Consider the following 25,395-nt stretch of genomic DNA (forward strand, 5'->3'; position numbering starts at 1 on the left):
GCATGCTTAACATCGTACTCTTCGAACCAGAAATTCCGCCGAATACCGGCAATATCATCCGCCTGTGCGCTAACACCGGTTTTCGCCTGCATATCATTGAGCCAATGGGCTTTACGTGGGACGACAAACGCCTGCGTCGCGCGGGGCTGGATTACCATGAATTTACCGCTGTGGTTCGCCATCGGGATCTCGCGGCTTTTCTGGATGCAGAGAAACCCCAGCGCATGTTTGCCCTGACCACCAAAGGTACGCCAGCGCACAGTGCCGTGAGCTATCAGCAAGGGGATTATCTGCTGTTTGGCCCAGAGACGCGCGGCCTGCCCGCAACGATTCTGGATGCGCTGCCTGCTGAGCAAAAAATTCGTATTCCGATGATGCCGGACAGCCGCAGTATGAACCTCTCTAATGCGGTGTCGGTGGTGGTTTATGAAGCCTGGCGCCAGCTAGGTTATGCCGGCGCCATCCTCAGAAGTTAGATGCCATCACCATACTCAAAGGTATGGTGAATACCGTTGAAGAACTGATCCATATCCATCGCCGGCTTGTCGCTATCGGGCTTACCGACAATACGCGCCGGAACGCCTGCGGCGGTGGTATGAGGAGGAACAGGTTGCAATACCACTGAGCCGGCACCAATTTTCGCACCGCGCCCCACTTCGATATTCCCCAGAATCTTCGCCCCGGCGCCAATCATCACCCCTTCACGAATTTTCGGGTGGCGATCGCCGCTGGTTTTACCGGTACCGCCCAGGGTCACCGACTGCAGGATCGAAACATCATTTTCGATCACCGCCGTTTCACCCACCACAATACCGGTGGCGTGGTCGAGCATGATGCCCCGCCCAATCTTCGCGGCCGGGTGAATATCGACCTGGAAGGTGACCGAAACCTGGTTTTGCAGAAAAATCGCCAGCGCGCGGCGGCCTTCATTCCACAGCCAGTGGCCGATGCGGTAGGCCTGCAGCGCATGAAACCCTTTCAGGTAAAGCAGAGGGGTGGAGTATTTATCCACCGCCGGGTCACGCGTGCGTACAGCCTGAATATCACAGGCGGCAGAGGCGATCATTTCCGGGTCGGCGGCATAGGCCTCTTCGACCACTTCGCGAATGGCAATGGCGGGCATAATGGCGGAAGACAATTTATTGGCGAGCATATAACTCAGGGCACTGCCAAGATCTTCATGCTTGAGGAGCGTCGCGTGATAAAAGCTGGCCAGCATAGGCTCACAGTCGGCCAAAGCCCGGGCTTCGGCTTTAATATTGTTCCAGACGATATCCAGTTCTTCACACGGCATTGCTTACTCCAGACGTAATGGTACGACCGGCCAGTCTCTGCTGGCCGTGTCGTTGGATGACAAAGGATCCCTGCGATTATCCCCGACCGACATCAGGCTGCAGGGTTATTGGTTATTACCCTGCGGCCCCGGTTATTTCGGGGAGGCTTCGTTGCTGCGCTCGTCCTTTCGCGCACGACCTAATAAGGTCAATGCTGCCTCGCGCGCATTTTTTCCGCAATACAATACCTGATAAATTTCCTCGGTTATTGGCATTTCGACACCAAAACGGTGCGCCAATTCGCGAACTTCTTTGGTATTGCGGTAGCCTTCAACCACCTGACCAATCTTCTCCTGCGCGCCCGTGACATCCATGCCCTGTCCGAGCATCATGCCGAAGCGGCGGTTACGTGACTGGTTGTCGGTGCAGGTAAGCACCAGGTCGCCCAGCCCCGCCATGCCCATAAAGGTCGTAGGATCGGCACCCAGCGCAGCGCCCAGTCGGGACATCTCGGTCAGGCCGCGGGTGATCAGCGCCGTTCGCGCATTGGCACCAAAGCCAATACCGTCGGACATCCCGGCACCGATGGCAATCACGTTCTTCACCGCACCACCCAGCTGCACGCCGATAAAATCGGGGTTGCTGTAGACACGGAAGCTCTTACCGCAGTGCAGAAGCTGCTGCAAATCGTCGGCAAAAGTCTCATCGGTGGACGCCAGAGAGATGGCCGTAGGCAGACCCGCTGCCAGCTCTTTCGCAAATGTCGGACCGGAGATCACCGCCAGCGGTATCTCATCCCCCAGCGCTTCGCGCGCCACATCCTGCAGCAGACGTCCGGTTTCGGCTTCCAGCCCTTTGGTCGCCCAGACGATACGCGCATCGGCTCGCATCAGCGGTTTTATCTGACGCAGAACCTGGCCAAACACATGGCTGGGTACCACAACCAGAATGTTACGGCTGGCCGCCAGCGCCGTCGCGAGGTCGCTTTCAAGGTGCAGTGAGTCGGGGAAAGGCACATCAGGGAGGAACGCCACGTTACAGCGATCGGCTTGCAACGTTGCGATATGTTTTGGGTCATGGCCCCAGAGCACAACCTGGTGGCCATTTCTTGCCAGAGTAATGGCAAGAGCGGTGCCGTAAGAGCCGGCACCGATCACAGTCATTGACGCATTAACAGTACTCATCAGGCATCCTGATGTTGTTCAGTACCTTCGCCAGCTTGCTGCTGCAGATAGTTCATGAACAGCGCATCGAAGTTCACCGGCGCAAGGTTCAGTTGCGGGAATGTACCACGAGAAACCAGGCTGGTAATGCACTCACGGGCATACGGGAACAGAATGTTCGGGCAGTATGCACCCAGGCAATGCGCCATCTGGTTGCCTTCAATGCCACCGATAGAGAAGATACCACCCTGCTGTACTTCACACAGGAACGCCGTTTCTTCGCCCAGAGAAGCAGTTACGGTCACACGCAGCACGACTTCATACACGTCATCCGCCAGTTGGGTGGATGCGGTATCAAGATCAAGTTTAACCTCTGGCTGCCAGTCTTTCTGGAAAACATGCGGCGCATTTGGAGCCTCAAACGAGACATCCTTGGTATAAATGCGCTGGATCTGGAAAGTCATTTCGGTGTTGTTTTGTTCTGACATGAAAAAAACCCTTTTTTTATTGTCTTAAAACGCCTTAGCGCAGCAGAGGATCAAGCCCGCCGCGCGCGTCGAGCGCATATAAATCATCACAGCCGCCAATGTGCTGCGCATCGATAAAAATCTGCGGAACCGTCGTGCGGCCACTTCGCTTAATCATCTCTTCACGCTTCGCGCCGTCGCCATCAATCGGCAACTCCTGGAATGAGACACCTTTGCTGTCCAGCAGCGCTTTTGCGCGATGGCAGAACGGGCAGGTCGCTTTGGTATAGATTTCGATATTGGCCATGACTTGACTCCTGTTTATTTGCCGCGAACCAGAGGCAGATTCTCGCCGCTCCAGCCGGAGATACCCTCTTTCAGGACGCTCACTTTTTCAAAGCCTGCCTTATAGAGAATATTGGCGGGCTCCTGAGCCTGCATGCCGGTACCGTCCACAACGATAATCGGTTTGTCTTTATGCTTTTCCAGTTCGCCAAAATTGTTTGCTTTGATTTCAGCGGGCAGCAGGTTGATAGCGCCTGCAATGTGCCCTTTACGGAAATCGTCACGCTGACGCAGATCGACAACCACCGCGTCTTCTTTATTAATAAGACGCGTTGCTTCGCCACGAGTGATCACTTTCACTTTAGACGTGAGGCCTTTGAAAGTAGTGAACAGCACAGCGGCCAGTAAACCAATCCACGCGATACAAAGTATGGGGTGGCGGCTAACAAATTGCATAATTTCTTGCATGGGGGGTAACGACTCCCGACTAAGTGAATAAAAAACCAGGACAGGAGTATACCTGCGCGTTGGAGCAAATACAGCCAGCGACACTAAGCTAATCCATTTTCTGCGGCCTGCCACGAAAAAAAAGACCAAAATTGCCCTGAAGAACCTCTGCCCCGCGGGTTTCTTTGATCTTCTGCGGCTATTTGCACGATTCAGCTGTAGTAAAATTACGCAAATTTTTTGTCTATTACGCACAGAGGTTGTCGCAATGTCGGTTTCGAAAAAACCTATGGTACTGGTGATCCTGGATGGCTATGGCTACCGTGAAGAGAGTCAGGATAACGCCATTCTCAACGCCAAAACCCCGGTCATGGATGCACTGTGGACTAAACGTCCTCATACCTTGATTGATGCTTCCGGTCTGGAAGTTGGTCTGCCGGATCGCCAGATGGGCAACTCCGAAGTCGGACACGTAAACCTGGGCGCCGGGCGCATTGTTTACCAGGATCTCACCCGTCTGGATGTTGAAATTAAAGAACGGACTTTCTTTGCTAACCCGACCCTGTGCGGCGCGGTAGATAAAGCGGTAGCGGCAGGCAAAGCAGTACACATTATGGGTCTGCTTTCTGCAGGCGGTGTGCACAGCCACGAAGATCATATTCTGGCGATGGTCGAGCTGGCGGCAGAACGCGGTGCAGAAAAAATCTATCTTCACGCCTTCCTTGATGGTCGCGATACCCCACCGCGTAGCGCTAAACACTCTCTGCAGCTGTTTGAAGAGAAGTTTGCTGTTCTGGGTAAAGGGCGCGTGGCTTCTCTCATCGGCCGTTACTACGCCATGGACCGCGATAATCGCTGGGATCGCGTTGAGCAGGCCTATGACCTGATGACGCTGGCAAAAGGTGAATTCCAGTTCGCGACCGCCGTCGAAGGCCTGGAAGCCGCTTACGCACGGGATGAAAACGACGAATTCGTGAAAGCGACCGTCATTCGCGCTGAAGGCCAGCCTGATGCCGCCATGAACGATGGCGATGCTTTGATCTTCATGAATTTCCGCGCCGACCGTGCCCGTGAAATTACCCGTGCGTTTGTAAATCACGATTTCGACGGCTTCGCCCGTAAAAAAGTGGTTAATCTCGACTACATCCAGCTGACCGAATACGCCGCTGACATCAATGCCCCTTGCGCCTATCCCCCTGCTTCGCTGGAGAATACCTTCGGTGAGTGGATGGCGAAGAATGACAAAACCCAGCTACGTATCTCCGAAACCGAGAAATATGCTCACGTTACCTTCTTCTTTAATGGCGGCGTTGAAGAGCCGTTCAGCGGCGAAGATCGTATTCTGATTAACTCCCCGAAAGTAGCGACCTACGATCTGCAGCCTGAAATGAGCTCTGCAGAATTGACTGAAAAACTGGTGGCGGCAATCGAGAGCGGGAAATACGACACCATCATCTGTAACTACCCAAATGGCGACATGGTTGGTCATACCGGTGTAATGGAAGCCGCGGTGAAAGCCGTTGAAGCCCTGGATCACTGCGTTGAGCAGGTCGCGAAAGCGGTGGAAGCGGTGGGTGGACAACTGCTGATCACCGCCGACCACGGCAATGCCGAGCAGATGCGCGATCCGTCTACCGGGCAGGCACATACGGCGCACACGAACCTGCCCGTTCCGCTGATCTACGTGGGTGATAAATCAGTGAAAGCGGTCGAAGGCGGCAAGCTTTCTGACATCGCGCCCACTATGCTGACGCTGATGGGTATGGAAATCCCGAAAGAGATGACTGGCAAGGCGCTGTTCATCGTGGAATAATCCTTCCCCATGAGGGGAAAGGCGATTTTTTCAATCACATGGGTCGTGAAGCCGATACGGTTATCAGTCAGACCTCTGCTTTACGCCAGCGCGCTCAGCGCTGGCGTATTGCTGTGCGCTGCGTCCGCCCATGCGGATGACCGGGATCAGCTTAAATCTATTCAGGCCGATATCGCCGCGAAAGAGCGTGCGGTACGCCAGCAACAGCAGCAGCGCGCCGCACTGCTTGCGCAACTTAAGCAGCAGGAAGAGGCGATTTCTGCCGCGACGCGTAAATTGCGCGAAACTCAAAACACCCTCACTCAGCTCAACAAGCAAATCGATGAAATGAACGCGTCGATCGCCAAACTTGAACGCCAGCGCATTAGCCAGGAGCGTAATCTTGCGGCGCAGCTCGACGCGGCCTTCCGTCAGGGCGAACATACCGGCATTCAATTGATTTTGAGCGGTGAAGAGAGTCAGCGTGGCCAGCGTTTGCAGGCCTATTTTGGCTATCTGAACCAGGCGCGTCAGGAGACCATTGCGCAGTTGAAACAGACGCGCGAAGAGGTCTCCTCACAAAAAGCCGAGCTGGAAGAGAAGCAGAGCCAACAGCAGACCTTGCTCTACGAACAGCAGGCGCAGCAGGCGAAGCTGGAGCAGGCGCGCAACGAGCGTAAAAAAACGCTGAGCGGGCTGGAGTCTTCTATTCAGGCAGGTCAGAGTCAGCTCAGCGAAATGCGCGCTAACGAATCTAAATTGCGTAACAGCATTGCCCGTGCGGAAGCAGCTGCCAAAGCGCGTGCCGAAAAAGAGGCGCGCGAGGCGCAGGCTGTACGTAACAAACAGCAGGAAGCGTCCCGTAAAGGCACCACCTATAAACCAACTGAAAGCGAACGTTCATTGATGTCGCGTACCGGTGGCCTGGGCTCCCCGCGCGGTCAGGCTTACTGGCCTGTACGCGGTACAATTCTGCATCGCTATGGCGAACAACTGCAGGGTGAGCTACGTTGGAAAGGGATTGTTATCGGTGCGTCTGAAGGTAGCGAAGTGAAAGCCATTGCCGATGGCCGCGTAATTCTGGCCGACTGGCTGCAGGGTTACGGGCTGGTGGTAGTGGTGGAACACGGTAAAGGCGATATGAGTCTTTACGGCTATAACCAGAGCGCTCTGGTCAGCGTGGGCACCCAGGTGCGCGCCGGCCAACCTATCGCCCTTGTGGGCAGCAGTGGCGGTCAGGGCCGCCCGTCACTCTATTTCGAAATTCGTCGCCAGGGTCAGGCGGTCAATCCACAGCCGTGGTTGGGAAGATAAGTTTTGCTTCAATTTCGTCGTATCGTTCTCTCCGTCGCCAGCGCACTGGCGCTGGTTGCACCCGTTTACGCAGGCAAACTTGCCATCGTCATTGATGACTTCGGTTATCGTCCGCACAATGAAAATCAGGTGCTGGCGATGCCTTCCGCCATCTCCGTAGCGGTATTACCGAACGCGCCCCACGCTCGCGAAATGGCCACCAAAGCGCACAATAGCGGTCACGAGGTCTTGATTCATTTGCCGATGGCACCGCTAAGCAAACAGCCCTTAGAAAAAGATACACTGCGCCCGGAAATGAGCAGCGACGAGGTTGAACGGATCATTCGGGATGCCTACGGCAAAGTACCGTACGCGGTGGGGCTTAACAACCATATGGGCAGCGCCATGACCTCAAGCCTGTTTGGAATGCAGAAAGTGATGCAGGCGCTGGAGCGCTATAACCTCTATTTCCTCGACAGCATGACCATTGGCAACAGCCAGGCGATGCGTGCGGCACAGGGTACAGGTGTGAAAGTGATTAAGCGCAAAGTGTTTCTGGATGATACGCAAAACGAGGCGGATATCCGCGTGCAGTTTAATCGTGCCGTTCAGCTGGCACGCCGCAATGGTTCTGCCATTGCGATTGGGCATCCCCACCCTTCTACCGTGCGCGTATTGCAGCAGATGCTACCGACGTTGCCCTCTGACATTACGCTGGTGCGCCCAAGCAGCCTGTTAAACGAGCCGCAGGTGGATACTTCCACACCCAATATGACGCCGCCGAAAGGCAGTGCACCTGACACCCCGCGAAATCCGTTCCGCGGCGTGAATATCTGTAAACCGAAGGGAGCGCCTGCGCCGGTATATGCAGACCGATTCTTTAGCGTACTGAGCGACAGCATCGCTCACAGCATGCTGGTGAGCTATTTCCAGCATCAGTGGCAGGGATGGGGGCGATCCCCCGGTAGCAAAAACGTTAGCGTAGATTGAGCACTTTGCGGGTAATACGGTGGGGCGACAGCGTTTTGTCGCGCCATTTCCACAGGCGATATGTCCACAGCATCGCCTGCCAGGCCAGTTTCACGCTGCGCACGTTCATGACCATACGTTTATACATCCCGGAAGCATAAATCTCAGCAATCATACGTTGGCGCGTTGAGATATCTTTTTCTTTACGTACGCAGTGGCATACGCGCAATGCTTCATAGGTGATTTGCTGATGAAACTCAGGATAAATCGTAATGCGATTTGCATAGTCACAATTTAATTTCTCAAGTAATCGTGTGATCTTCATATAATGACGCTGGTAATTAAGGTTTTTATCCCCTTGTCTTTTAAGGCGACTTACCGACTGGTCATGTAAAAAATATTTATATAAAGATTCTTCGGTATATCTTGCGCGGACAGCGTTAAACATAAATTCAGTGGTCCACACAATGTCCTGATGGTGTAAACCCGGAACAAACATAATTTTGTTTTTGAGAATAACCTCACGCCGATATACACCCATCCAGACAACATGCGTCCAGCGGCGTGATGCCAGTGCCATGCGCAACCAGTCCGGGCCGGTTAATACACCCGTTGAACGCAGACGATCGGTGGGGATGGATTGCCAGGTACTGCCCGTTTCTCGCACGCACCAGTCAGCATTACACTGGGCGACATCAAGATCGTCGTCCAGCGCCATCTTCATCAGCGTTTCGTACATATTTGGATAGACCAGGTCATCCGCATCGACAAAGGCGACGTAGTCGCCTGTAGCGACGGCAAGCCCGCGGTTACGGGCGACAGAGGCCCCGGCGTTACTCTGATGAATCAGCTTAACGTGGGGGTAGTTTTCAGCATAATATTGTGCAATTTCAACGGAGTTATCTGTAGAACCGTCGTTGACAATAATAATTTCCAGAGCAGTCCATGTCTGCCCGATTAATGATTCCATGCAGGCATTAAAGTCCTTTGCCGCATTGTACAACGGAATAATCACACTGAGCCTGATTGAACTATTCATCATCACTTACCAAATACCCTTGAGGTTACGCGGCATTGTACAGCCCTTATATTAAGAAAGTATTAAGGCTGGCAATGTATGCGGCGTCTAAGTGTAAAGTGTATTGACGTTCAGGTTAGGTAATTAAAATTAGCAGCACAACGAGACAATAACTCAATTACGCAATATTTATGACAAATGACATTTATTTACAACATTTCGGACAAGCCTTATAAGAAAAGGCCGAATAATTCGGCCTTTTTTATTATTTGTCCCAGCTGAGGATGACTTTGCCGGATTGACCGGAACGCATGGCGTCGAAGCCTTTCTGGAACTCATCGACAGAGAAGTGATGAGTGATAATCGGAGTCAGATCCAGGCCAGACTGGATCAGCGCCGCCATCTTGTACCAGGTTTCGAACATCTCACGGCCATAAATGCCTTTGATGAAAAGCCCTTTGAAGATGACCTTGTTCCAGTCGATAGACATATCCGAAGGCGGAATACCCAGCATCGCGATACGACCGCCGTGGTTCATGGTGTCGAGCATGGTACGGAACGCTGGCGGCGCGCCGGACATTTCCAGACCGACGTCAAAACCTTCGGTCATACCCAGCTCTTCCATGACATCATTCAGACTTTCTTTCGAAACATCTACCGCGCGGGTCACGCCCATTTTACGTGCCAGCGACAGGCGATACTCATTCACGTCAGTGATAACAACATTACGCGCCCCCACGTGCTTCGCAACCGCAGCCGCCATAATCCCAATCGGGCCGGCACCGGAGACCAGCACATCTTCGCCCACCAGGTCGAAAGAGAGGGCGGTATGGACCGCGTTACCGAACGGGTCGAAGATGGAGGCCAGATCGTCAGAGATGTTGTCCGGGATTTTGAAGGCGTTGAACGCCGGGATCACCAAATATTCTGCGAAACAACCCGGACGGTTCACCCCTACACCGACGGTATTACGACACAGGTGCGTACGTCCACCGCGGCAGTTACGGCAGTGACCGCAGGTAATATGACCTTCGCCAGAGACGCGGTCGCCAATTTTGAAGCCTTTGACTTCCTGCCCGATACCGACCACTTCGCCCACATATTCATGACCTACAACCATCGGCACCGGGATGGTCTTCTGTGACCACTGGTCCCAGTTGTAGATATGAACGTCTGTGCCGCAGATGGCGGTTTTACGAATTTTGATCAGCAGATCGTTATGACCGACTTCCGGCTCCGGCACGTCGGTCATCCAAATCCCTTCTTCCGCTTTCAGTTTGGATAACGCTTTCATTACACGTCCTCAGGCAATTACGCCCAGCTGTTTACCGATGCGGGTAAAGGCTTCTACCGCACGTTCAATTTGTTCAGGCGAATGCGCCGCAGACATTTGGGTGCGGATGCGCGCCTGACCTTTTGGCACCACCGGGAAGAAGAACCCGGTAACGTAAATTCCTTCTTTTTGCAGCTCGCGAGCAAAGTTCTGTGCCACCACCGCATCGCCCAGCATCACCGGGATGATCGCGTGGTCAGCACCCGCCAGGGTAAAACCTGCCGCACTCATTTTCTCGCGGAATAGACGGGCGTTGGACCACAGACGGTCGCGCAGTTCGCTGCCCGCTTCTACCATCTCCAGCACTTTGATAGAGGCCGCAACAATCGCCGGGGCCAGCGAGTTGGAGAACAGATATGGGCGAGAACGCTGACGCAGCCACTCCACCACCTCTTTACGCGCAGCGGTATAGCCGCCGGACGCACCGCCGAGCGCTTTGCCCAGCGTGCCGGTGATGATGTCCACGCGGCCCATCACCTCACAGTATTCGTGCGAGCCACGGCCATTCTCACCCACGAAGCCGACGGCGTGAGAATCATCAACCATTACCAGCGCGTCGTATTTGTCCGCCAGGTCGCATACGCCCTTCAGATTGGCGATCACGCCGTCCATGGAAAATACGCCGTCGGTGGCAATCAGCACGTGGCGAGCGCCGGCTTCACGCGCCTCTTTCAGACGGGCTTCCAGCTCAACCATGTCGTTGTTGGCGTAACGGTAACGCTTCGCTTTACACAGGCGCACACCGTCAATAATGGAGGCGTGGTTCAGCGCGTCGGAGATAATTGCATCCTCTGCGCCAAGCAGCGTCTCAAAGAGACCGCCGTTAGCATCGAAACAGGAGGAGTACAGAATGGAATCTTCCATCCCGAGGAAGTTCGCCAGCTTTTGCTCAAGCTGCTTATGGCTATCCTGCGTGCCGCAGATGAAGCGCACGGAGGCCATACCGAAACCGTGGGAGTCCATGCCATTTTTGGCAGCGGCAATCAGCTCAGGATGATTCGCAAGACCTAAGTAGTTGTTGGCGCAAAAGTTGATCACATGGCTGCCGTCGGCAACGGTGATGTCGGCCTGCTGAGCAGAGGTAATAATACGCTCTTCTTTGAACAACCCTTCCGCACGTGCGGTCTCCAGGTCGCTGTTTAACTGTTTGTAAAAATCCCCACGCATTGCAATTCTCCAGACTCGGCAAATTTTGGCACATATTACCCAAAGCTATACGGGGATACGAGATGACGCATCATCAGTTGTCGTTTTTGCAGCATAAATCACGTGTATCCCTGTGGTGTATCGGTGAATGGCTGAAGGGTCGCCATACTAATGATATGATAGAACCATTAGCATCCGGGATTGTCCCCGGGCTCCACACTTCAAAGGTTACAGTTATGATCATCGTTACCGGCGGCGCAGGTTTCATCGGAAGTAACATCGTTAAAGCCCTTAATGACAAAGGCATCACCGACATCCTGGTGGTGGACAACCTGAAAGATGGCACCAAGTTCGTCAACCTGGTGGATTTGAACATTGCTGACTATATGGATAAAGAAGATTTCCTTATCCAGATTATGGCGGGTGAAGAGTTCGGCGAGATCGAAGCCATCTTCCACGAGGGGGCATGCTCCTCCACCACCGAGTGGGATGGCAAGTACATGATGGACAATAACTATCAGTACTCCAAAGAGATCCTGCACTACTGTCTGGAACGTGAAATCCCGTTCCTGTATGCCTCTTCTGCAGCCACCTACGGCGGCCGTACATCTGACTTTATCGAATCCCGCGAGTATGAGCAGCCGCTGAACGTCTACGGCTACTCCAAATTCCTGTTTGATGAATATGTCCGTCAGATCCTGCCAGAAGCGAACTCCCAGATTGTTGGCTTCCGCTACTTTAACGTCTACGGACCGCGCGAAGGCCACAAAGGCAGCATGGCGAGCGTGGCGTTCCACCTGAACACTCAGCTGAATAACGGTGAAAGTCCGAAACTGTTCGAAGGCAGCGACGGCTTCAAGCGCGACTTTGTCTACGTGGGCGATGTGGCAGCGGTGAACCTGTGGTTCTGGGAAAACGGTGTGTCCGGTATCTATAACCTGGGCACAGGCCGCGCAGAGTCCTTCCAGGCAGTCGCTGACGCCACGCTGGCATACCACAAAAAAGGCAGCATTGAATACATCCCGTTCCCGGACAAACTGAAAGGCCGCTACCAGGCGTTCACGCAGGCTGATCTGACGAACCTGCGTAAAGCGGGATACGACAAGCCGTTCAAGACCGTTGCCGAAGGGGTAACGGAATATATGGCCTGGCTGAACCGCGACGCGTAAGGCAGGCAAGCAATGAGGATACTGGTGATCGGCCCGTCATGGGTGGGCGACATGATGATGTCGCAAAGTCTCTATCGCACGCTCAAGGCGCGTTATCCCCAGGCGATTATTGATGTGATGGCACCTGCGTGGTGCCGTCCGCTCTTATCGCGTATGCCAGAAGTGAACGAAGCGATCCCGATGCCGCTCGGCCACGGGGCGCTGGAAATTGGCGAGCGACGTAAGCTCGGCCACAGTCTGCGTGAACGACGCTATGACCGCGCCTATGTGCTGCCCAACTCCTTTAAATCTGCTCTGGTGCCTTTTTTTGCCAGTATTCCTCATCGTACAGGCTGGCGCGGCGAAATGCGCTACGGCCTGCTCAATGACGCGCGCGTGCTGGATAAAGATGCCTGGCCACTCATGGTCGAGCGCTATGTGGCGCTGGCCTATGATAAAGGCGTGATGCAAACAGCGAAGGACTTACCGCAGCCCCTGCTCTGGCCTCAACTGCAGGTGAATGACGGTGAAAAGTCCCAGGTTTGCAGTACGTTTGGTCTTTCTTCAGAACGTCCGATGATCGGCTTCTGTCCGGGCGCAGAATTTGGCCCGGCGAAGCGCTGGCCACACTACCACTATGCCGAACTGGCAAAACAGCTTATTGATGAAGGCTTCCAAATCGTGTTGTTTGGCTCAGCCAAAGATCACGAAGCCGGCAATGAAATTCTCGCCACACTCAGCAACGAGCAGCAGGCGTGGTGCCGTAACCTGGCAGGAGAGACTCAGCTGGAGCAGGCGGTCATTCTGATAGCCGCCTGTAAAGCCGTAGTCACTAACGACTCAGGGCTGATGCACGTCGCTGCCGCACTTAACCGCCCGCTGGTTGCCCTTTATGGTCCCAGCAGCCCGGACTTTACGCCACCGTTGTCGCATAAGGCTCGTGTGATCCGCCTGATTACGGGCTATCACAAAGTGCGTAAAGGCGATGCGCCTGAGGGTTACCATCAAAGCCTCATCGACATTACTCCACAGCGCGTGCTTGAAGAACTCAACAGCCTGTTACTGCAAGAGGAAAGCTGACAGATGCGGGTTCTGATCGTCAAAACATCCTCAATGGGCGATGTATTACATACGCTACCTGCGCTGACTGACGCACAGCAGGCAATACCGGGTATTCGATTCGACTGGGTGGTTGAGGAAGGTTTCGCTCAAATCCCCTCCTGGCATGCAGCGGTCGATCGCGTTATCCCGGTAGCCATTCGTCGCTGGCGTAAAGCATGGTTTTCAGCGGCGGTAAAAGCGGAACGTAAAGCGTTTCGTGAGGCTGTACAGGCTGAAGAATACGATGTGATTATAGACGCGCAGGGTCTGGTTAAAAGCGCTGCGCTGGTCACCCGCCTCGCGCGCGGGATTAAGCACGGCATGGACTGGCAGTCCGCCCGCGAACCCCTGGCTTCGCTTTTCTATAACCAACGTCACTCTGTCCCAAAGCAGCAACATGCGGTGGAACGTACTCGTGAACTTTTTGCGCTCAGTCTGGGCTACAGCAAACCACAATCACAGGGCGACTATGCGATAGCGCAGCATTTTTTGAATCATCTTAATGCAGATGCAGGCCAGTATGCGGTATTTTTACACGCCACGACCCGTGATGATAAGCACTGGCCGGAAGCAAACTGGAGAGAGTTGATCGGATTACTGGCAGCGTCAGGGATTCGAATCAAACTGCCGTGGGGTGCGCCGCATGAAGAGGCGCGCGCCAAAAGGCTGGCAGACGGGTTTGACTACGTGGAAGTGTTGCCACGAATGAGTCTTGAAGAGGTGGCGAAGGTCCTGGCTGGCGCGAAATTTGTTGTGTCGGTGGATACAGGTCTGAGCCATCTTACCGCGGCGCTGGATCGCCCAAATATCACTTTATATGGCCCAACGGATCCTGGGTTGATAGGGGGTTATGGGATGAACCAGTTGGAGTGCCGTTCTGCAAATAAAATGCTTGCGAACTTACCCGCTTCTATTGTGTTTGACCAATTAACGTCTAAATTTTAACTCTCGTGAGCAAACGTCGGAGAAAAAATGGCCTTAGCATTACTTTTCAATAATGAGAATAAAAACTGGAAGCAATACTGGAACAGAGCATTGGTTTTTTTGTTCATTGCGACTTACTTTTTAGATGGTATTACTCGCTATAAGCATCTTATTGTCATTTTGATGACAATTTCTACAATAGTCTATTTGTACAAACAACCCAGTCATTATGCAACGTTATTTAAGACTTTCATTTTTGGTAGCGTAGTATTATTAACAGTTTTGGCGTTTTTTTCGTTGTTTCACACACCAGATCTTAAAGCAAGCTTCAAAGCCATCAATAACTCTGTTGTTGAAAACCTTCTATTAAGCTCTATAACAATTTCGGTTTTATTAAAAAATGAAAGTAGAGAAATAATATCTAAAATAATATTATTTTCATTTTTAACCGCATTGTGCTTACGCTCACTTACCGAACTGGTTCTATATTTACAAGATTACCAGCAAGGTATTATGCCTTTTACGACATTTAAGCATCGTACGATTTCTGACTCAATGGTATTTTTGTTTCCAGCGCTGCTGAACCTATGGCTATTCAAAACGACAAAAGCACGTATTGCATTTTTGGCATTAAGTGTCATTTATCTTTTCTTAATGTTAGGTACGCTCTCGCGAGGCGCGTGGTTGGCTGTGCTTATCGTTGGCGTTGTGTGGACGCTAATGTATAAACAGTGGAAGTTATTGGTTTTGGGCGGAATCATTGCGGTGCTCGCATTAACGGCCATATTTTCACATAAAGACATAACTGCAAGGTTAGTTTTTAAGTTGCAGCAAACCGACAGTTCATACCGTTATGAAAATGGAACGCAGGGCAGCGCTCTGGATTTAATTAAAGAAAACCCTGTGGTAGGCTACGGTTTCGGAAATAAAGCTTATGACTATGTTTATAATAACAGAGTTGTAGACTATCCTGGCTGGAAGTTTAAAAAATCGATTGGCCCTCATAACCTTGCCTTATTTGTGTGGTTCGGAATGGGCATTGCAGGACTTCTTTCTCTAATTCTTTTATATGCGGGTATTTTAAGAGAGTGTATAAAACATGCCTTTAAGGAGGATCATTATTCTCCTCTAAATGCTTATATGATTATTTTACTATCTTTCATTGGATACTTTATAATTCGCGGTAACGTTGAGCAGATCGAGTTAGATCTATTGGGGATTTTTGTCGGATTTCTGTTAGCAATGAAGGGAAAAAAGCTTGATGTTATAAAGGCTACTTAAGGCAGTATTATCGATCAGTTAAGGATCAGTTGATGAATCCTATGGCTGTGTAAGAATCCGGAAATGTTCACTCGTTTCCGGTTTTTTTATGCACATTTAAAAGGCTCTGGATCTGGTATCCCGTTACGGCTCATCGCTTAAATAGCTAGTTTATTGAAGTTATCTGGACCCGAAGCTTTTCTCCTGTTGCCTTGCTGAGGCTGGCACTGTCACCCTGTACATACGTCGCCTGCTATCTTTGATGCGCAAAGGAAAGTCAGCCACCTGCTGACGTCGATGGCAGATGCGATGCGTTACCCCGCCGCAGAAATGACAGACCTGCACAGCCATAGCTGGGAAATCGAACTGGGATACAGGTAGATAAAGCAGACGATACAGCTGAATAGGCTGACGCTGAAGACCAGGAAGCATGGTGGCAGCCGGTCAGGTTACCGACAAGAAGAGAAGGAACTTTTCTGAGGGTGCCCGGGAGAAGATCTGGAAATACACTACAGCCCCGAAAAAAGGGCCAGCCAGTTGCTTAACTGACTGGTATTATTTTTTATTAACGTGTTCTTTAATCAAACCATTGGCGTATGACATCTTCAAAAACTTGTGTTACTCCTAACCAACTGTAGTGCTCATAAACAAATTTTTTTCCATTCATTGCAATATTCGTCAATTTCTTATCCTTAAGGGTATTAACGATATCCTCTGCAATAGAATCAACGGTCATCGGTTCTCTAAGATGAAAACCTGTCTGTTTATGTTTCACAAATTCAGTCATACCTCCACGCGTACTTACCAAAACGGGTTTTCCCGCACCCATAGCTTCTATTGCTACCATGCAAAAAGCTTCTTGTACTTGTGATGGAATTACAACCAAATCTCCAACGGCATAGTAATTATTCATTTGCTCGGGAGACATACTGCCAAGCAATAAACACTTTCCATTTAGTCGCTCGGATATATTTCTCACTTCACGCTGGTATGCACCTTTATCACTTTTACTCACTTCTAAGTGATCGCCCACCACGACGAGTTTTAAATTCTCGTGAGATTCGGATATTTTCTCGAATGCTTGAAGTAATTGCAAAATCCCCTTATCAGGAACAATACGCCCTGCATAGAATATGACCGTATCATTTGCAGAAAGACCCAGATCGACTTTGGATTTTTCTTCATAACTTGCCTGATACGCTTCAAGATCAATCCCGTTTGGTACGATTGCTATATTCGCCTGCGGCAATTTTGCTTGATAGAAATCTTTAAGGAAGATACTTGGTACAATCATTTTGACATCAGCGTCAAGACCTTTGACTTCCAACGCGTTGTGCATGTGTAAAACAATTTTAGTTTGTGGCGCGCGCTCCCTGATCTGTCGATACAGCTTCATACTGTTATGTACGACAATGACGCTTTTATCGGTAATCGGAAAATCTTTTGCTATGTTAAGAATACGTTGCGAATAGGGTAAAGGATCGAGACGCGTCCATTTCTGAAAAATGCGTTTGTAAACCCGACTAAAACCGATGCGATGTATACTGCAGTTATCGTTCACCTGCGTATAATCAGAATATCCTTCGTTTTTAATACACACAATACGATTAGGAATGGTGGTTCGTTGAGCTACCTGATACATCCATGTCTCTACTGCTGCGGCGCCCCGAGGAGGAATAGAGAATATCGGCGTAACCGTAAAGATGATTTTATCAACCATTCTAATTTAGCTCTTCATCAAATTATATTTAATTGCTGTGTATAAACCGGCAAAGTACTTATTTTGATATAATAAATGTTTGTATTTCTCGCGGCACTCGTGTTTTCTTACGGCTGGCTGCAAGGGCTTTACTTTCCATGGCGAAAGCGCATAAACATCACGGAAAAAACGGGCTGACGGATAGTTTGCCCAGTCATGCCAAGGCTTCGTCACGCCTGTATAGTGTATAAACACTGTTTTATCTGTGATAAATGAAAGGTAATACTCTTTATTCTTTTCTTCAAACTCAGATTTAAGAGAATAAATTGAATTATATTCCCGTGGAAGAAGTTCAGCATGGTGGAGGAACATAATATTTAAAATATCCTGGTCTGGATACTTTATATTCTCTGTCACTTGAGGATCAGAAAGCAAATCAAAAAACTTTTCCGTCAGATGCGAATTCAACCACTGCTTCAGATTAATATACATCACACCAGAGTTAAAATAATGACCTTCGAACTCTGGATTTTTCAGTCGCTCGGCACTCTTCTTCTGCATAGAATCGACATCAACAACTACCGCACCGTACTGATCGTTAAACTCCAGAGCAATCAACTCTTCTAGTGAGCCTTTACAGGTGATGTCAGCATCAAGGTACAACAGTTTATCCAGCCGTTCAGAGAAGTAATCGAACGAGAGCAGTCTATAATAAATCGACACGGGCCAGATATTCGTTTTGGGTAGTGTCGATAAAGGTGCTGCATCAATATGATAGAGCTTAATAACTGTTCTGTACTGTTCAGCAAGCTCAGTAAGCAGATGAACAAACTCAGGATCTAAGACATCCGAAATAATATGAAAGGTAAACGGCGTGTCATGCTGCTTGTTATTCTCCAGGATCGATGCGATGGATATTGCTGCACCGACCTGATAGTTTTTATCGATACCCCATGAAATATTAAAAGTATCGCGGTCGTCGCATTTTTCAATGCGTTTATCCAGCACAATTATGTCTTTAAACCGGGTTAATTGTTTAAAATCCAAGTTATTTACCTTTCAGGCGTATTATCTACACGTACTGTTACTTACTAAGTCTTCAGAAATAACTAGCGTTTCTTCAGACCCAGCTTAACCTTTATTTCTCTAATAATATTTTTAACTTTCTTTTTAAAGAGGAGCGAGTTATATCCAGAATCATGCAGTGTATTTTTGATTCCGTAATGACGCTCAAGATCAAGCCTGTCTTTCGCTTTCAATAATGGGCTCGTTTTTTTACCAGAAAGATCTATCAAGCGTAATCCCTGCTCCGACACAATGAAATTAGCCTTATGTGGGTCGCCTGACACCATACCATGATCATGTAACTCTTTTATTGAATCTGAAATCTCTTTCTTAATATGTTCAGGGACGTCAATATATTGTTCTAAACCTGTACCTTCAATGTATTCAATTAACATTATAAAGTAATGGGAGAAATTCAATGTCTTTTTCTCAGCCAATAGATAGTAATCATTAATTGAGGATACACCCTCGCTTCTGACTCTATTAGTCTGATAAATTAAGTTTTCGTAGTAATCTCTCTTTATGCACGATTTCAGGAATCGCTCTACTTTTTTATGTTTCGGCGCAAAGACTTTTAGTACTATCGGCCCGCGTTCGGTTTCGATCAGTATGACTTTAGTATCTTCAATTGAACGAAATACTTTTGTCACTTTAAGATTAAAACGAAGAAAATCTTTCAAAATATTTTCATAAAAGGGATCGTTATCTTTTACAAAAACCACTAAATTATCTATTGTCTTTTTTTGAATCATAATGAAACCGTTATTTTTAAATTTTTAGTAAGTATTTATCATTACTTAATAAGTTTATTTTTATAATAATTAATGTAACTCAAAATACCCTGCAAGGTCTTTCCTTGCCTGAATTTATGCTTTGCACAATATCTATATTGATTACTATTTACTGGTTTTAAAAGCTCAACGTTTTGCCATGGAGAATGCTTCTTAGCATCAAGGAAACTTTGCGATACCGGATAATTTGCCCATTCGTGCCAGGGTTTTGTAGGACCAACATAGTGAATAAATACTGTTTTATCATTCACAGGATTCACAACATCATCTTTCAGTTCATAATTGATACTAAAACGTGTGTTGTACTTCCCGTCGATAAAATTCACTTTACCTGCCAGTAAAATGTTCAGTACGTCCTGATCCAAATGCGTGATTTTCTCTACCCACTCAGGTATACGCAGCATTTCAATCGCTCGGGTAGAAATGTCATTTTTTTGCCATTCATTAATGTTGATTAGCAAAAATCCGGCATTAAAATACCCTGAAGCCAGGGCTGGGGTAGTAAGGGTATTCGCGCGATTGGTCCACCATTCGCTATCCCTTTCTGTTACCACCGCTGCAACTTCATTTTCCGCAAACGTATATTCGGCTAGTTCTTGAATACTGCCCTTACAGGCGATGTCTGCATCAAGATACAATAACTTATCAATTTTATGATAAAAATAATCCGCTATAACAAAACGGAAATAAGTTGCATAAGACCAATTTTTGGTAAACGGAAGCGTCTTAAGTTTATCGCAATTAATCAGATAAACTTTAACAGAAGTGTGGTATTGCGCAGCCAACTCGGAAAAACGTACTTTATCTTCGTCGCTAAAATAATCGGTAAATACATGGAATTCAAAATTTAGCGATTTATTATTCAGCAATATTGATGCTATCGCAACACCACAGCCAAAGAGGAAGTTTTTATCGATGCCGAATGCAATATTAAGGCTATCGTTCGATTTAATTTCTCGATAGTCATAATCAAATACTGAAAGGATGACATCTTTGTCACTAAACTGAGACATGTTAATTCTTGTCCGCTAAATATAAAGAGAAAGGATAGCCCCGGGCGGGTTACAACGACTTGCGAATCGTTCTTTCGCGAATTTTACTGGCTTTTTCTTCTGCCTGCGTTAGTAGATCGCTCTCCTGGCGAAGAATGTCTTTTAATGGCAACTCAAAATAAATCTTCATAAATCGCCAGATATCCCGCTGCGTCAATCCAATATTCATTGACGAAAAATAGAGCCCAATAAGGTCCTTATCGCGCCAGCGGCGTGGGACTTGTTCACGAATTTGCGCACGATGGAGGTCAATCATTGAGATCTTTAAATCCGCTTCGCCGCCACTGAACGGCAGATGCAGAAGAAAGTGACAAATATAACAATCGCGGTGATTGATCCCTCCCGCGTGCATTTTACGAACCATGGTCGCAACACGATCGATAAGCATACGTTTCACGCGCACGTCCGGAGGATTGGTTGCCCAATCCGCACAGTAATCTTCCAGGCTAATCGTCGGGGTTAAATCTTCCGTTATGATGAAGGACGTACGCGTGAGCGGATTGAGGCCTTTCTCACCAAAGCCGACACCATACATGGTATCTACGCCCAGCTTGCTCAGCCGATGAATGGCGTGCCACTCTCTGTCGGCACCTAAAACCGGCATACGCAGCGAGAGCAGATTTTTCACGATCTCTTTCAGGGACGTCCCGCGGTGCCATTTCAGAAAATAACTTTTACCAGCCAGCTCGAAGCGCAAGGTACGGCGAGTTTCCAGCTCCCGGAAGACCTCACCCTGCAGATTTTTGACCTCTTCGAAAGCATCTTTACCGCGCCATAATGTGGCTAACGGCTCTTTCAGCTCAACCATCTAAACCACCTGTTATGATATCCGCCGCTTTCTCCGGCAGGCTGTATAAATCCTGGGTATCCGCATAATGGCGCGCATTTTCCGCCCAGGCAGCGCGCAGTGACGGTTGTGTCAGCGCTTTGCGTAACGCTTCATTCAACGCTTCTTGCCGGAAAGGCTCTGCAATGGCGACGCCGCAATTAGCATCCTCAATATAGTGTGCATAGCCGCAAACTGCCGTTGTCAGTACGGGCAAGCCTGCGGTAATCGCCTCCAGCAATACGATACCGGCGGCTTCCTGATAGGCAGGATGCAGCAGTAAATCTGCCGCTGCCATCAGCTCTGCAACATCGTTACGTCCGGAGAAGAAATGAACATTACTGCGAACGCCGAGTTTTTCCGCCAGCGCCTCGAATTTCCGCGGCTTGTCCTGGCCAACGACAAAAAGCTGGGTATTCTGACGCTGCGCCTGAGGTAGCGACGCCAGCGCCTCGATAGAACGGTCTACGCCCTTACGGCTAAAGTCAGAGCCGACCTGCAGGATTAAGTGCTGCTGCTCGTTAATGCCATTTTTCTGACGATAGATTTCGCGACTGTTTGGAATCTGTTGGCTGTACTTCCGGTCGGGGTAAATACCGGGCGGAAGGATGTGAAAACGCTCAGCTTCAGTCTGATAATGTTTCTGAAAATCAGCGATCTGCTTATCCGTCAACATCAGTAATTGCGTTGGCCTGCCGTTCTCGAAGGTCGCACGTTCAAAGGCCGCATAGTGCCGATAGCGCGAAGTCAGACGATAGAAAAATCCCTTCTCCTGCGCCACTTTCTCGGCGTAACAGACATCGGCTGCATAATAGACATCGAGGCCAGGCATCTTATTAAAGCCAACGACCCGATCCACCGGATGGTCACGAAGATGTGCCTGTACCCAGGCATGATATTCCGCGTTACGTCCATGATTGGTGCGGGATTTTACCGGGACGCGTATCAACTCAAATACGTCCGGGCACTCACCTTCCCAGGACTGGGTGTACACGCGAACATGATGCCCACGAGCCGCAACGGTCTGAGCAATGCGCATAAAATCACGCTGCAGACCGCCGAACGGGAAATATTTATATAAACAGAAAGCAACGATCATAGTGCGTCACCTTCCACTGTCGTCACATGATTTACAGGCAACATTTTCTTTACCGCCGCAATAACATCACTGGCAGGAATGACGGACAGATACATCTCATTGCGATCGCGTTGCTCGCGCGGCGGCATTGGTCGGTAATCACCGGCCCAAAACTGAATCATATTCGTAGACCAGGGGCGCCAGAAATTATGGTCTGTCGCACCAAATAAGCACACCAGAGGTGTGTTAACCGCCGCCGCGATATGTCCGGGCGCGGAATCCACGCCAATAAACAGTTCCGCATGATCAATCAGCGCCCCCAACTCCGGGAAAGTCACTTTACCGGCAAGCGCCGTTACGGGAGGTGTTTTACAGCCTTCGGCAATCGCCTTTATACAGGCCAGATCATCACTACCAGGCCCGGAGGTGAGTACGACCTGATAGCCTTCTGCATGCAGGGCATCGATGACCTCGGAAAACTTCTCGTTGTTCCAGCATTTAAATACCTGACGTGCCGTAGGCTGGATGACAACATAATGTTCGCCGACTCCGGCTTTATCCAGTTCATTACGCACGCGTTCCCAGCATGACGGGTTATAACTCATCGTGGTACGGCTGACGAACGAGGTCAGGTTCAGGGGAGCCAGTACTGAGAGGTTACTTTCAACCACATTCTCGCCTACTAAAGGGGCAAGATGAGTAAAGCTATTGCGCCAGAACGATGACTGGCGATGGCTGTAATCTTGTGAAATCCGAACGGGTACGTTGAGAAGCCTGACTAATAGCGCAACCATCCACTGATCTGTCAGGTTAACAATCAGGTCATACCGATTAGCGCGGAGGGTTTTAATTAAATTTGCGAAGTTCGCTATTTTCTCTGCCGCGTTGGCCTTCTTATTTTTAATGCCATACAGCGCATTAATTTCAGGATTCTCAGACAATATCGGCATCGTATCCTGATAAAGAAGCACATCAATCTTTGCGTCAGGATAATTCTGTTTTAGCGTACTGATGACAGGAGTTGTTAATAACATATCTCCATGGAAACGCATCTTTATAACCAGAATTTTTCGAAATGACTTTTCCACAAGCGGCTCTTTTGTTGTGATTGTCCGGTAAAGGCAGGCAGAAAAAAGCACGCTACCGCCCCAGGCTCAACAGCTACCTGAATACTGATACCGCACTCACTTTTGTGCGCTAGTGTAACACTTCTTTCGCTTCAATCCGATACGAATAAAATTTAATCAGAGCATTCATTTTATGCAGTTAAATCAGCATGATAAACATGATAATTTACGGTAAAAGCGGCTTATTCCCGTTGGTTCCGGGTGCCCCTGGCGGTAAAATTCAACAAATCGCATAAAAATACAAAAATCATAGGCATCGCAAGTGGCGGGGTACAGGCGTCTAAATAGACCAAAAACAGGAAAAGTAATGGCAAAGGCGCAGCTAAATACATAGAATCCCCAGCACATCCATAACCCAGCGATTTACTATGCTCGAATTGCTTTACACCGCCCTTCTATACCTCATTCAGCCACTGATCTGGATACGGCTATGGGTGCGTGGACGTAAAGCACCGGCTTATCGTAAACGTTGGGCGGAACGCTACGGGTTCTACCGTCGTCCACTCAAGCCAGGCGGCATCATGCTGCATTCGGTCTCTGTGGGCGAAACGCTGGCCGCAATCCCACTCGTTCGTGCTTTACGCCACCGTTACCCCGATCTGCCGATCACCGTAACTACCATGACTCCAACAGGGTCAGAGCGCGTGCAGTCAGCTTTTGGTAGCGATGTTCAGCATGTTTACCTGCCTTACGATCTACCTGATGCCGTTGGCCGTTTCCTGAATAAAGTTGACCCGAAGCTGGTGTTAATTATGGAGACGGAGCTATGGCCAAACCTGATTGCGGCCCTGCATAAACGCAAAATTCCCCTGGTGATTGCCAACGCGCGTCTCTCTGCTCGTTCGGCGGCGGGGTATGCAAAGCTGGGCAAATTTGTACGCCGACTGCTACGTCGTATTACCCTGATTGCCGCACAAAATGAAGAGGACGGCGAACGCTTTGTGACATTAGGTGCAAAGAACAATCAGGTTACCGTCACCGGCAGCCTTAAGTTCGATATTTCCGTCACGCCGCAGCTTGCAGCGAAAGCCGTCACGCTGCGTCGTCAATGGGCGCCGCACCGTCCAGTGTGGATTGCTACCAGCACGCACGATGGCGAAGAGAGCGCGGTGATCGCAGCCCATCAGGCATTGTTAGAACAGTTTCCTAATCTGCTGCTGATTCTGGTGCCACGTCATCCCGAGCGATTCCCGGATGCCGTTAACCTTGTGCGTGGCGCGGGTCTAAGCTATATCACACGTTCATCTGGCGAAGTGCCTTCTGCCAGCACGCAGGTTGTGGTCGGCGACACAATGGGCGAGCTGATGCTGCTTTACGGCATTGCCGATCTCGCTTTCGTGGGCGGTTCGCTGGTTGAACGTGGTGGGCATAACCCCCTCGAAGCGGCAGCGCATGCTATTCCCGTCTTGATGGGGCCACATACTTTTAATTTTAAAGATATTTGTGCCCGTCTCGATAGTGCAGGCGGTCTGATTACCGTGACCGATGCTGCGACGCTGGCGAAAGAGGTCTCCTCTTTGCTAACCGATGCCGATTACCGCAATTTTTACGGCCGCCATGCCGTTGAAGTGCTGTATCAAAACCAGGGCGCTCTGCAACGCCTACTCCAGTTACTGGAACCGTATCTGCCACCTAAAACGCATTGAGGGCTGTTATGCTTAAACGGGCGATTTATCCGGGCACTTTCGATCCCATTACCAACGGTCACATTGATATTGTCACGCGCGCAGCCAGCATGTTTGATCAGGTTATCCTGGCCATCGCTGCCAGTCCCAGCAAGAAGCCGCTGTTCGACCTGGATGAACGTGTCGCCCTTGCGGAAAGCGCTACGGCTCACCTGCCCAATGTCGAAGTGGTCGGTTTTAGCGATTTAATGGCGAATTTTGCCCGCACACAGCAGGCCAACATCCTGATACGTGGCCTGCGTGCCATTGCTGATTTTGAGTATGAAATGCAGCTGGCGCATATGAACCGCCATCTGATGCCCGAGCTGGAAAGTGTCTTTCTGATGCCCTCAAAAGAGTGGTCATTTATCTCTTCATCGCTGGTGAAAGAAGTGGCGCGTCATGCCGGGGATGTCACACACTTCCTGCCAGAAAATGTCCATCAGGCGCTGTTAGCCAGGCTGAAATAATCG

Annotated in this window: 25 protein-coding genes and 1 pseudogene; 11 read left to right on the forward strand and 15 right to left on the reverse strand. The window is 49.8% G+C overall.

Annotated elements, in window-relative coordinates; all coding sequences use genetic code 11:
- Positions 1–2 precede the first annotated feature (2 nt).
- Positions 3–476, forward strand: a complete 474-nt coding sequence (trmL, locus tag B3511_RS02335; RefSeq protein WP_040077865.1) for a tRNA (uridine(34)/cytosine(34)/5-carboxymethylaminomethyluridine(34)-2'-O)-methyltransferase TrmL — start codon at positions 3–5, stop codon at positions 474–476.
- Here trmL and cysE read toward each other — a convergent pair.
- From cysE to B3511_RS02360, 5 genes are all read right to left on the reverse strand, one after another.
- Complete coding sequence (gene cysE, locus B3511_RS02340; RefSeq protein ID WP_040077864.1) at positions 473–1,294, reverse strand: serine O-acetyltransferase; 822 nt, start codon at positions 1,292–1,294, stop codon at positions 473–475. The genes trmL and cysE overlap by 4 nt on opposite strands.
- Before the next feature lie 132 nt (positions 1,295–1,426).
- The gene (gpsA, locus tag B3511_RS02345) at positions 1,427–2,458 is read right to left on the reverse strand and encodes an NAD(P)H-dependent glycerol-3-phosphate dehydrogenase (RefSeq protein WP_046886289.1); all 1,032 of its coding nucleotides are present in this window, start codon (positions 2,456–2,458) and stop codon (positions 1,427–1,429) included.
- Positions 2,458–2,925, reverse strand: coding sequence for a protein-export chaperone SecB (gene secB / locus B3511_RS02350; protein ID WP_014168079.1), 468 nt, complete (start codon positions 2,923–2,925; stop codon positions 2,458–2,460). Before secB ends, gpsA begins: the two co-directional genes overlap by 1 nt.
- A 34-nt stretch (positions 2,926–2,959) precedes the next feature.
- Positions 2,960–3,211 carry a glutaredoxin 3 gene (gene grxC / locus B3511_RS02355; RefSeq protein WP_040077862.1) on the reverse strand — a complete coding sequence of 84 codons (252 nt, stop codon included), beginning with the start codon at positions 3,209–3,211 and terminating at the stop codon, positions 2,960–2,962.
- Between the two features lie 14 nt (positions 3,212–3,225).
- Entirely contained in the window at positions 3,226–3,657 is a 432-nt protein-coding gene (locus B3511_RS02360) for a rhodanese-like domain-containing protein (protein ID WP_207292744.1), read from the reverse strand.
- 247 nt (positions 3,658–3,904) lie between these two features.
- Here B3511_RS02360 and gpmM point away from each other — a divergent pair, with 247 nt between their 5' ends.
- The 3 genes from gpmM to B3511_RS02375 are packed head-to-tail and all read left to right on the forward strand — an operon-like array spanning position 3,905 to position 7,711.
- Positions 3,905–5,449 carry a 2,3-bisphosphoglycerate-independent phosphoglycerate mutase gene (gene gpmM / locus B3511_RS02365; RefSeq protein ID WP_286772307.1) on the forward strand — a complete coding sequence of 515 codons (1,545 nt, stop codon included), beginning with the start codon at positions 3,905–3,907 and terminating at the stop codon, positions 5,447–5,449.
- Between the two features lie 33 nt (positions 5,450–5,482).
- Complete coding sequence (gene envC, locus B3511_RS02370) at positions 5,483–6,742, forward strand: murein hydrolase activator EnvC (RefSeq protein WP_242637326.1); 1,260 nt, start codon at positions 5,483–5,485, stop codon at positions 6,740–6,742.
- A gap of 3 nt (positions 6,743–6,745) precedes the next feature.
- Positions 6,746–7,711, forward strand: a complete 966-nt coding sequence (locus B3511_RS02375; protein WP_286772308.1) for a divergent polysaccharide deacetylase family protein — start codon at positions 6,746–6,748, stop codon at positions 7,709–7,711.
- Here the strand turns inward: B3511_RS02375 and B3511_RS02380 are convergent.
- The 3 genes from B3511_RS02380 to kbl all read right to left on the reverse strand — a co-directional run bounded on the left by B3511_RS02380 (position 7,698) and on the right by kbl (position 11,208).
- Complete coding sequence (locus tag B3511_RS02380) at positions 7,698–8,732, reverse strand: glycosyltransferase (protein WP_286772309.1); 1,035 nt, start codon at positions 8,730–8,732, stop codon at positions 7,698–7,700. The two genes, B3511_RS02375 and B3511_RS02380, sit on opposite strands and share 14 nt — an antisense overlap.
- A 241-nt stretch (positions 8,733–8,973) precedes the next feature.
- Positions 8,974–10,002, reverse strand: a complete 1,029-nt coding sequence (gene tdh, locus B3511_RS02385) for an L-threonine 3-dehydrogenase (RefSeq protein ID WP_040077852.1) — start codon at positions 10,000–10,002, stop codon at positions 8,974–8,976.
- 9 nt (positions 10,003–10,011) lie between these two features.
- Entirely contained in the window at positions 10,012–11,208 is a 1,197-nt protein-coding gene (kbl, locus tag B3511_RS02390) for a glycine C-acetyltransferase (protein ID WP_046886295.1), read from the reverse strand.
- A 215-nt stretch (positions 11,209–11,423) separates the two neighbouring features.
- Here kbl and rfaD point away from each other — a divergent pair, with 215 nt between their 5' ends.
- The 5 genes and pseudogenes from rfaD to B3511_RS02415 all read left to right on the forward strand — a co-directional run.
- Positions 11,424–12,356 (forward strand): ADP-glyceromanno-heptose 6-epimerase, encoded by a 933-nt coding sequence (gene rfaD / locus B3511_RS02395; RefSeq protein ID WP_286772310.1) that lies wholly within the window; start codon positions 11,424–11,426, stop codon positions 12,354–12,356.
- A gap of 12 nt (positions 12,357–12,368) precedes the next feature.
- Complete coding sequence (rfaF, locus tag B3511_RS02400; protein WP_286772311.1) at positions 12,369–13,415, forward strand: ADP-heptose--LPS heptosyltransferase RfaF; 1,047 nt, start codon at positions 12,369–12,371, stop codon at positions 13,413–13,415.
- Positions 13,416–13,418: 3 nt separating this feature from the next.
- Positions 13,419–14,381 (forward strand): lipopolysaccharide heptosyltransferase RfaC, encoded by a 963-nt coding sequence (gene rfaC, locus B3511_RS02405; protein ID WP_286772312.1) that lies wholly within the window; start codon positions 13,419–13,421, stop codon positions 14,379–14,381.
- A gap of 27 nt (positions 14,382–14,408) precedes the next feature.
- Entirely contained in the window at positions 14,409–15,641 is a 1,233-nt protein-coding gene (gene rfaL, locus B3511_RS02410; RefSeq protein WP_286772313.1) for an O-antigen ligase RfaL, read from the forward strand.
- A gap of 226 nt (positions 15,642–15,867) precedes the next feature.
- Positions 15,868–15,998 (forward strand): annotated as a pseudogene (locus tag B3511_RS02415) (IS4 family transposase); the annotation flags it as partial.
- Positions 15,999–16,197: 199 nt separating this feature from the next.
- Here the strand turns inward: B3511_RS02415 and B3511_RS02420 are convergent.
- The 7 genes from B3511_RS02420 to rfaQ all read right to left on the reverse strand — a co-directional run bounded on the left by B3511_RS02420 (position 16,198) and on the right by rfaQ (position 23,219).
- Complete coding sequence (locus B3511_RS02420; protein ID WP_286772314.1) at positions 16,198–17,340, reverse strand: lipopolysaccharide N-acetylglucosaminyltransferase; 1,143 nt, start codon at positions 17,338–17,340, stop codon at positions 16,198–16,200.
- Between the two features lie 6 nt (positions 17,341–17,346).
- Complete coding sequence (locus B3511_RS02425; RefSeq protein WP_286772315.1) at positions 17,347–18,366, reverse strand: glycosyltransferase family 8 protein; 1,020 nt, start codon at positions 18,364–18,366, stop codon at positions 17,347–17,349.
- Between the two features lie 62 nt (positions 18,367–18,428).
- Complete coding sequence (gene rfaY / locus B3511_RS02430; protein WP_286772316.1) at positions 18,429–19,136, reverse strand: lipopolysaccharide core heptose(II) kinase RfaY; 708 nt, start codon at positions 19,134–19,136, stop codon at positions 18,429–18,431.
- 41 nt (positions 19,137–19,177) lie between these two features.
- Positions 19,178–20,188 (reverse strand): lipopolysaccharide 3-alpha-galactosyltransferase, encoded by a 1,011-nt coding sequence (gene waaO / locus B3511_RS02435; RefSeq protein ID WP_286772317.1) that lies wholly within the window; start codon positions 20,186–20,188, stop codon positions 19,178–19,180.
- 49 nt (positions 20,189–20,237) lie between these two features.
- Entirely contained in the window at positions 20,238–21,035 is a 798-nt protein-coding gene (rfaP, locus tag B3511_RS02440; protein WP_286772318.1) for a lipopolysaccharide core heptose(I) kinase RfaP, read from the reverse strand.
- Positions 21,028–22,152, reverse strand: coding sequence for a glycosyltransferase family 4 protein (locus B3511_RS02445; protein ID WP_046886304.1), 1,125 nt, complete (start codon positions 22,150–22,152; stop codon positions 21,028–21,030). Before B3511_RS02445 ends, rfaP begins: the two co-directional genes overlap by 8 nt.
- Positions 22,149–23,219 carry a lipopolysaccharide core heptosyltransferase RfaQ gene (gene rfaQ, locus B3511_RS02450; protein WP_286772319.1) on the reverse strand — a complete coding sequence of 357 codons (1,071 nt, stop codon included), beginning with the start codon at positions 23,217–23,219 and terminating at the stop codon, positions 22,149–22,151. The genes B3511_RS02445 and rfaQ overlap by 4 nt, the downstream gene beginning before the upstream one ends.
- A gap of 407 nt (positions 23,220–23,626) precedes the next feature.
- Between rfaQ and waaA the strand changes: the two genes are divergently transcribed.
- Positions 23,627–24,904 (forward strand): lipid IV(A) 3-deoxy-D-manno-octulosonic acid transferase, encoded by a 1,278-nt coding sequence (gene waaA, locus B3511_RS02455; RefSeq protein WP_040077834.1) that lies wholly within the window; start codon positions 23,627–23,629, stop codon positions 24,902–24,904.
- Between the two features lie 8 nt (positions 24,905–24,912).
- Complete coding sequence (gene coaD, locus B3511_RS02460) at positions 24,913–25,392, forward strand: pantetheine-phosphate adenylyltransferase (protein ID WP_286772320.1); 480 nt, start codon at positions 24,913–24,915, stop codon at positions 25,390–25,392.
- Positions 25,393–25,395 lie beyond the last annotated feature (3 nt).

The organism is Leclercia sp. UBA1284, from assembly GCF_002308415.1.
In the GTDB taxonomy this organism is placed as follows: domain Bacteria; phylum Pseudomonadota; class Gammaproteobacteria; order Enterobacterales; family Enterobacteriaceae; genus Enterobacter; species Enterobacter pneumoniae.

Coding starts and splice junctions, on each gene's coding strand:
- rfaF (WP_286772311.1), top strand. CDS start 12,369: ATGAGGATACTGGTGATCGGCCCGTCATGGGTGGGCGACATGATGATG.
- rfaP (WP_286772318.1), bottom strand. CDS start 21,035: ATGGTTGAGCTGAAAGAGCCGTTAGCCACATTATGGCGCGGTAAAGAT.
- B3511_RS02360 (WP_207292744.1), bottom strand. CDS start 3,657: ATGCAAGAAATTATGCAATTTGTTAGCCGCCACCCCATACTTTGTATC.
- rfaY (WP_286772316.1), bottom strand. CDS start 19,136: ATGATTCAAAAAAAGACAATAGATAATTTAGTGGTTTTTGTAAAAGAT.
- kbl (WP_046886295.1), bottom strand. CDS start 11,208: ATGCGTGGGGATTTTTACAAACAGTTAAACAGCGACCTGGAGACCGCA.
- secB (WP_014168079.1), bottom strand. CDS start 2,925: ATGTCAGAACAAAACAACACCGAAATGACTTTCCAGATCCAGCGCATT.
- grxC (WP_040077862.1), bottom strand. CDS start 3,211: ATGGCCAATATCGAAATCTATACCAAAGCGACCTGCCCGTTCTGCCAT.
- cysE (WP_040077864.1), bottom strand. CDS start 1,294: ATGCCGTGTGAAGAACTGGATATCGTCTGGAACAATATTAAAGCCGAA.
- B3511_RS02380 (WP_286772309.1), bottom strand. CDS start 8,732: ATGATGAATAGTTCAATCAGGCTCAGTGTGATTATTCCGTTGTACAAT.
- B3511_RS02420 (WP_286772314.1), bottom strand. CDS start 17,340: ATGGTTGATAAAATCATCTTTACGGTTACGCCGATATTCTCTATTCCT.
- waaA (WP_040077834.1), top strand. CDS start 23,627: ATGCTCGAATTGCTTTACACCGCCCTTCTATACCTCATTCAGCCACTG.
- rfaC (WP_286772312.1), top strand. CDS start 13,419: ATGCGGGTTCTGATCGTCAAAACATCCTCAATGGGCGATGTATTACAT.
- B3511_RS02445 (WP_046886304.1), bottom strand. CDS start 22,152: ATGATCGTTGCTTTCTGTTTATATAAATATTTCCCGTTCGGCGGTCTG.
- gpmM (WP_286772307.1), top strand. CDS start 3,905: ATGTCGGTTTCGAAAAAACCTATGGTACTGGTGATCCTGGATGGCTAT.
- tdh (WP_040077852.1), bottom strand. CDS start 10,002: ATGAAAGCGTTATCCAAACTGAAAGCGGAAGAAGGGATTTGGATGACC.
- gpsA (WP_046886289.1), bottom strand. CDS start 2,458: ATGAGTACTGTTAATGCGTCAATGACTGTGATCGGTGCCGGCTCTTAC.
- trmL (WP_040077865.1), top strand. CDS start 3: ATGCTTAACATCGTACTCTTCGAACCAGAAATTCCGCCGAATACCGGC.
- coaD (WP_286772320.1), top strand. CDS start 24,913: ATGCTTAAACGGGCGATTTATCCGGGCACTTTCGATCCCATTACCAAC.
- rfaL (WP_286772313.1), top strand. CDS start 14,409: ATGGCCTTAGCATTACTTTTCAATAATGAGAATAAAAACTGGAAGCAA.
- waaO (WP_286772317.1), bottom strand. CDS start 20,188: ATGTCTCAGTTTAGTGACAAAGATGTCATCCTTTCAGTATTTGATTAT.
- rfaD (WP_286772310.1), top strand. CDS start 11,424: ATGATCATCGTTACCGGCGGCGCAGGTTTCATCGGAAGTAACATCGTT.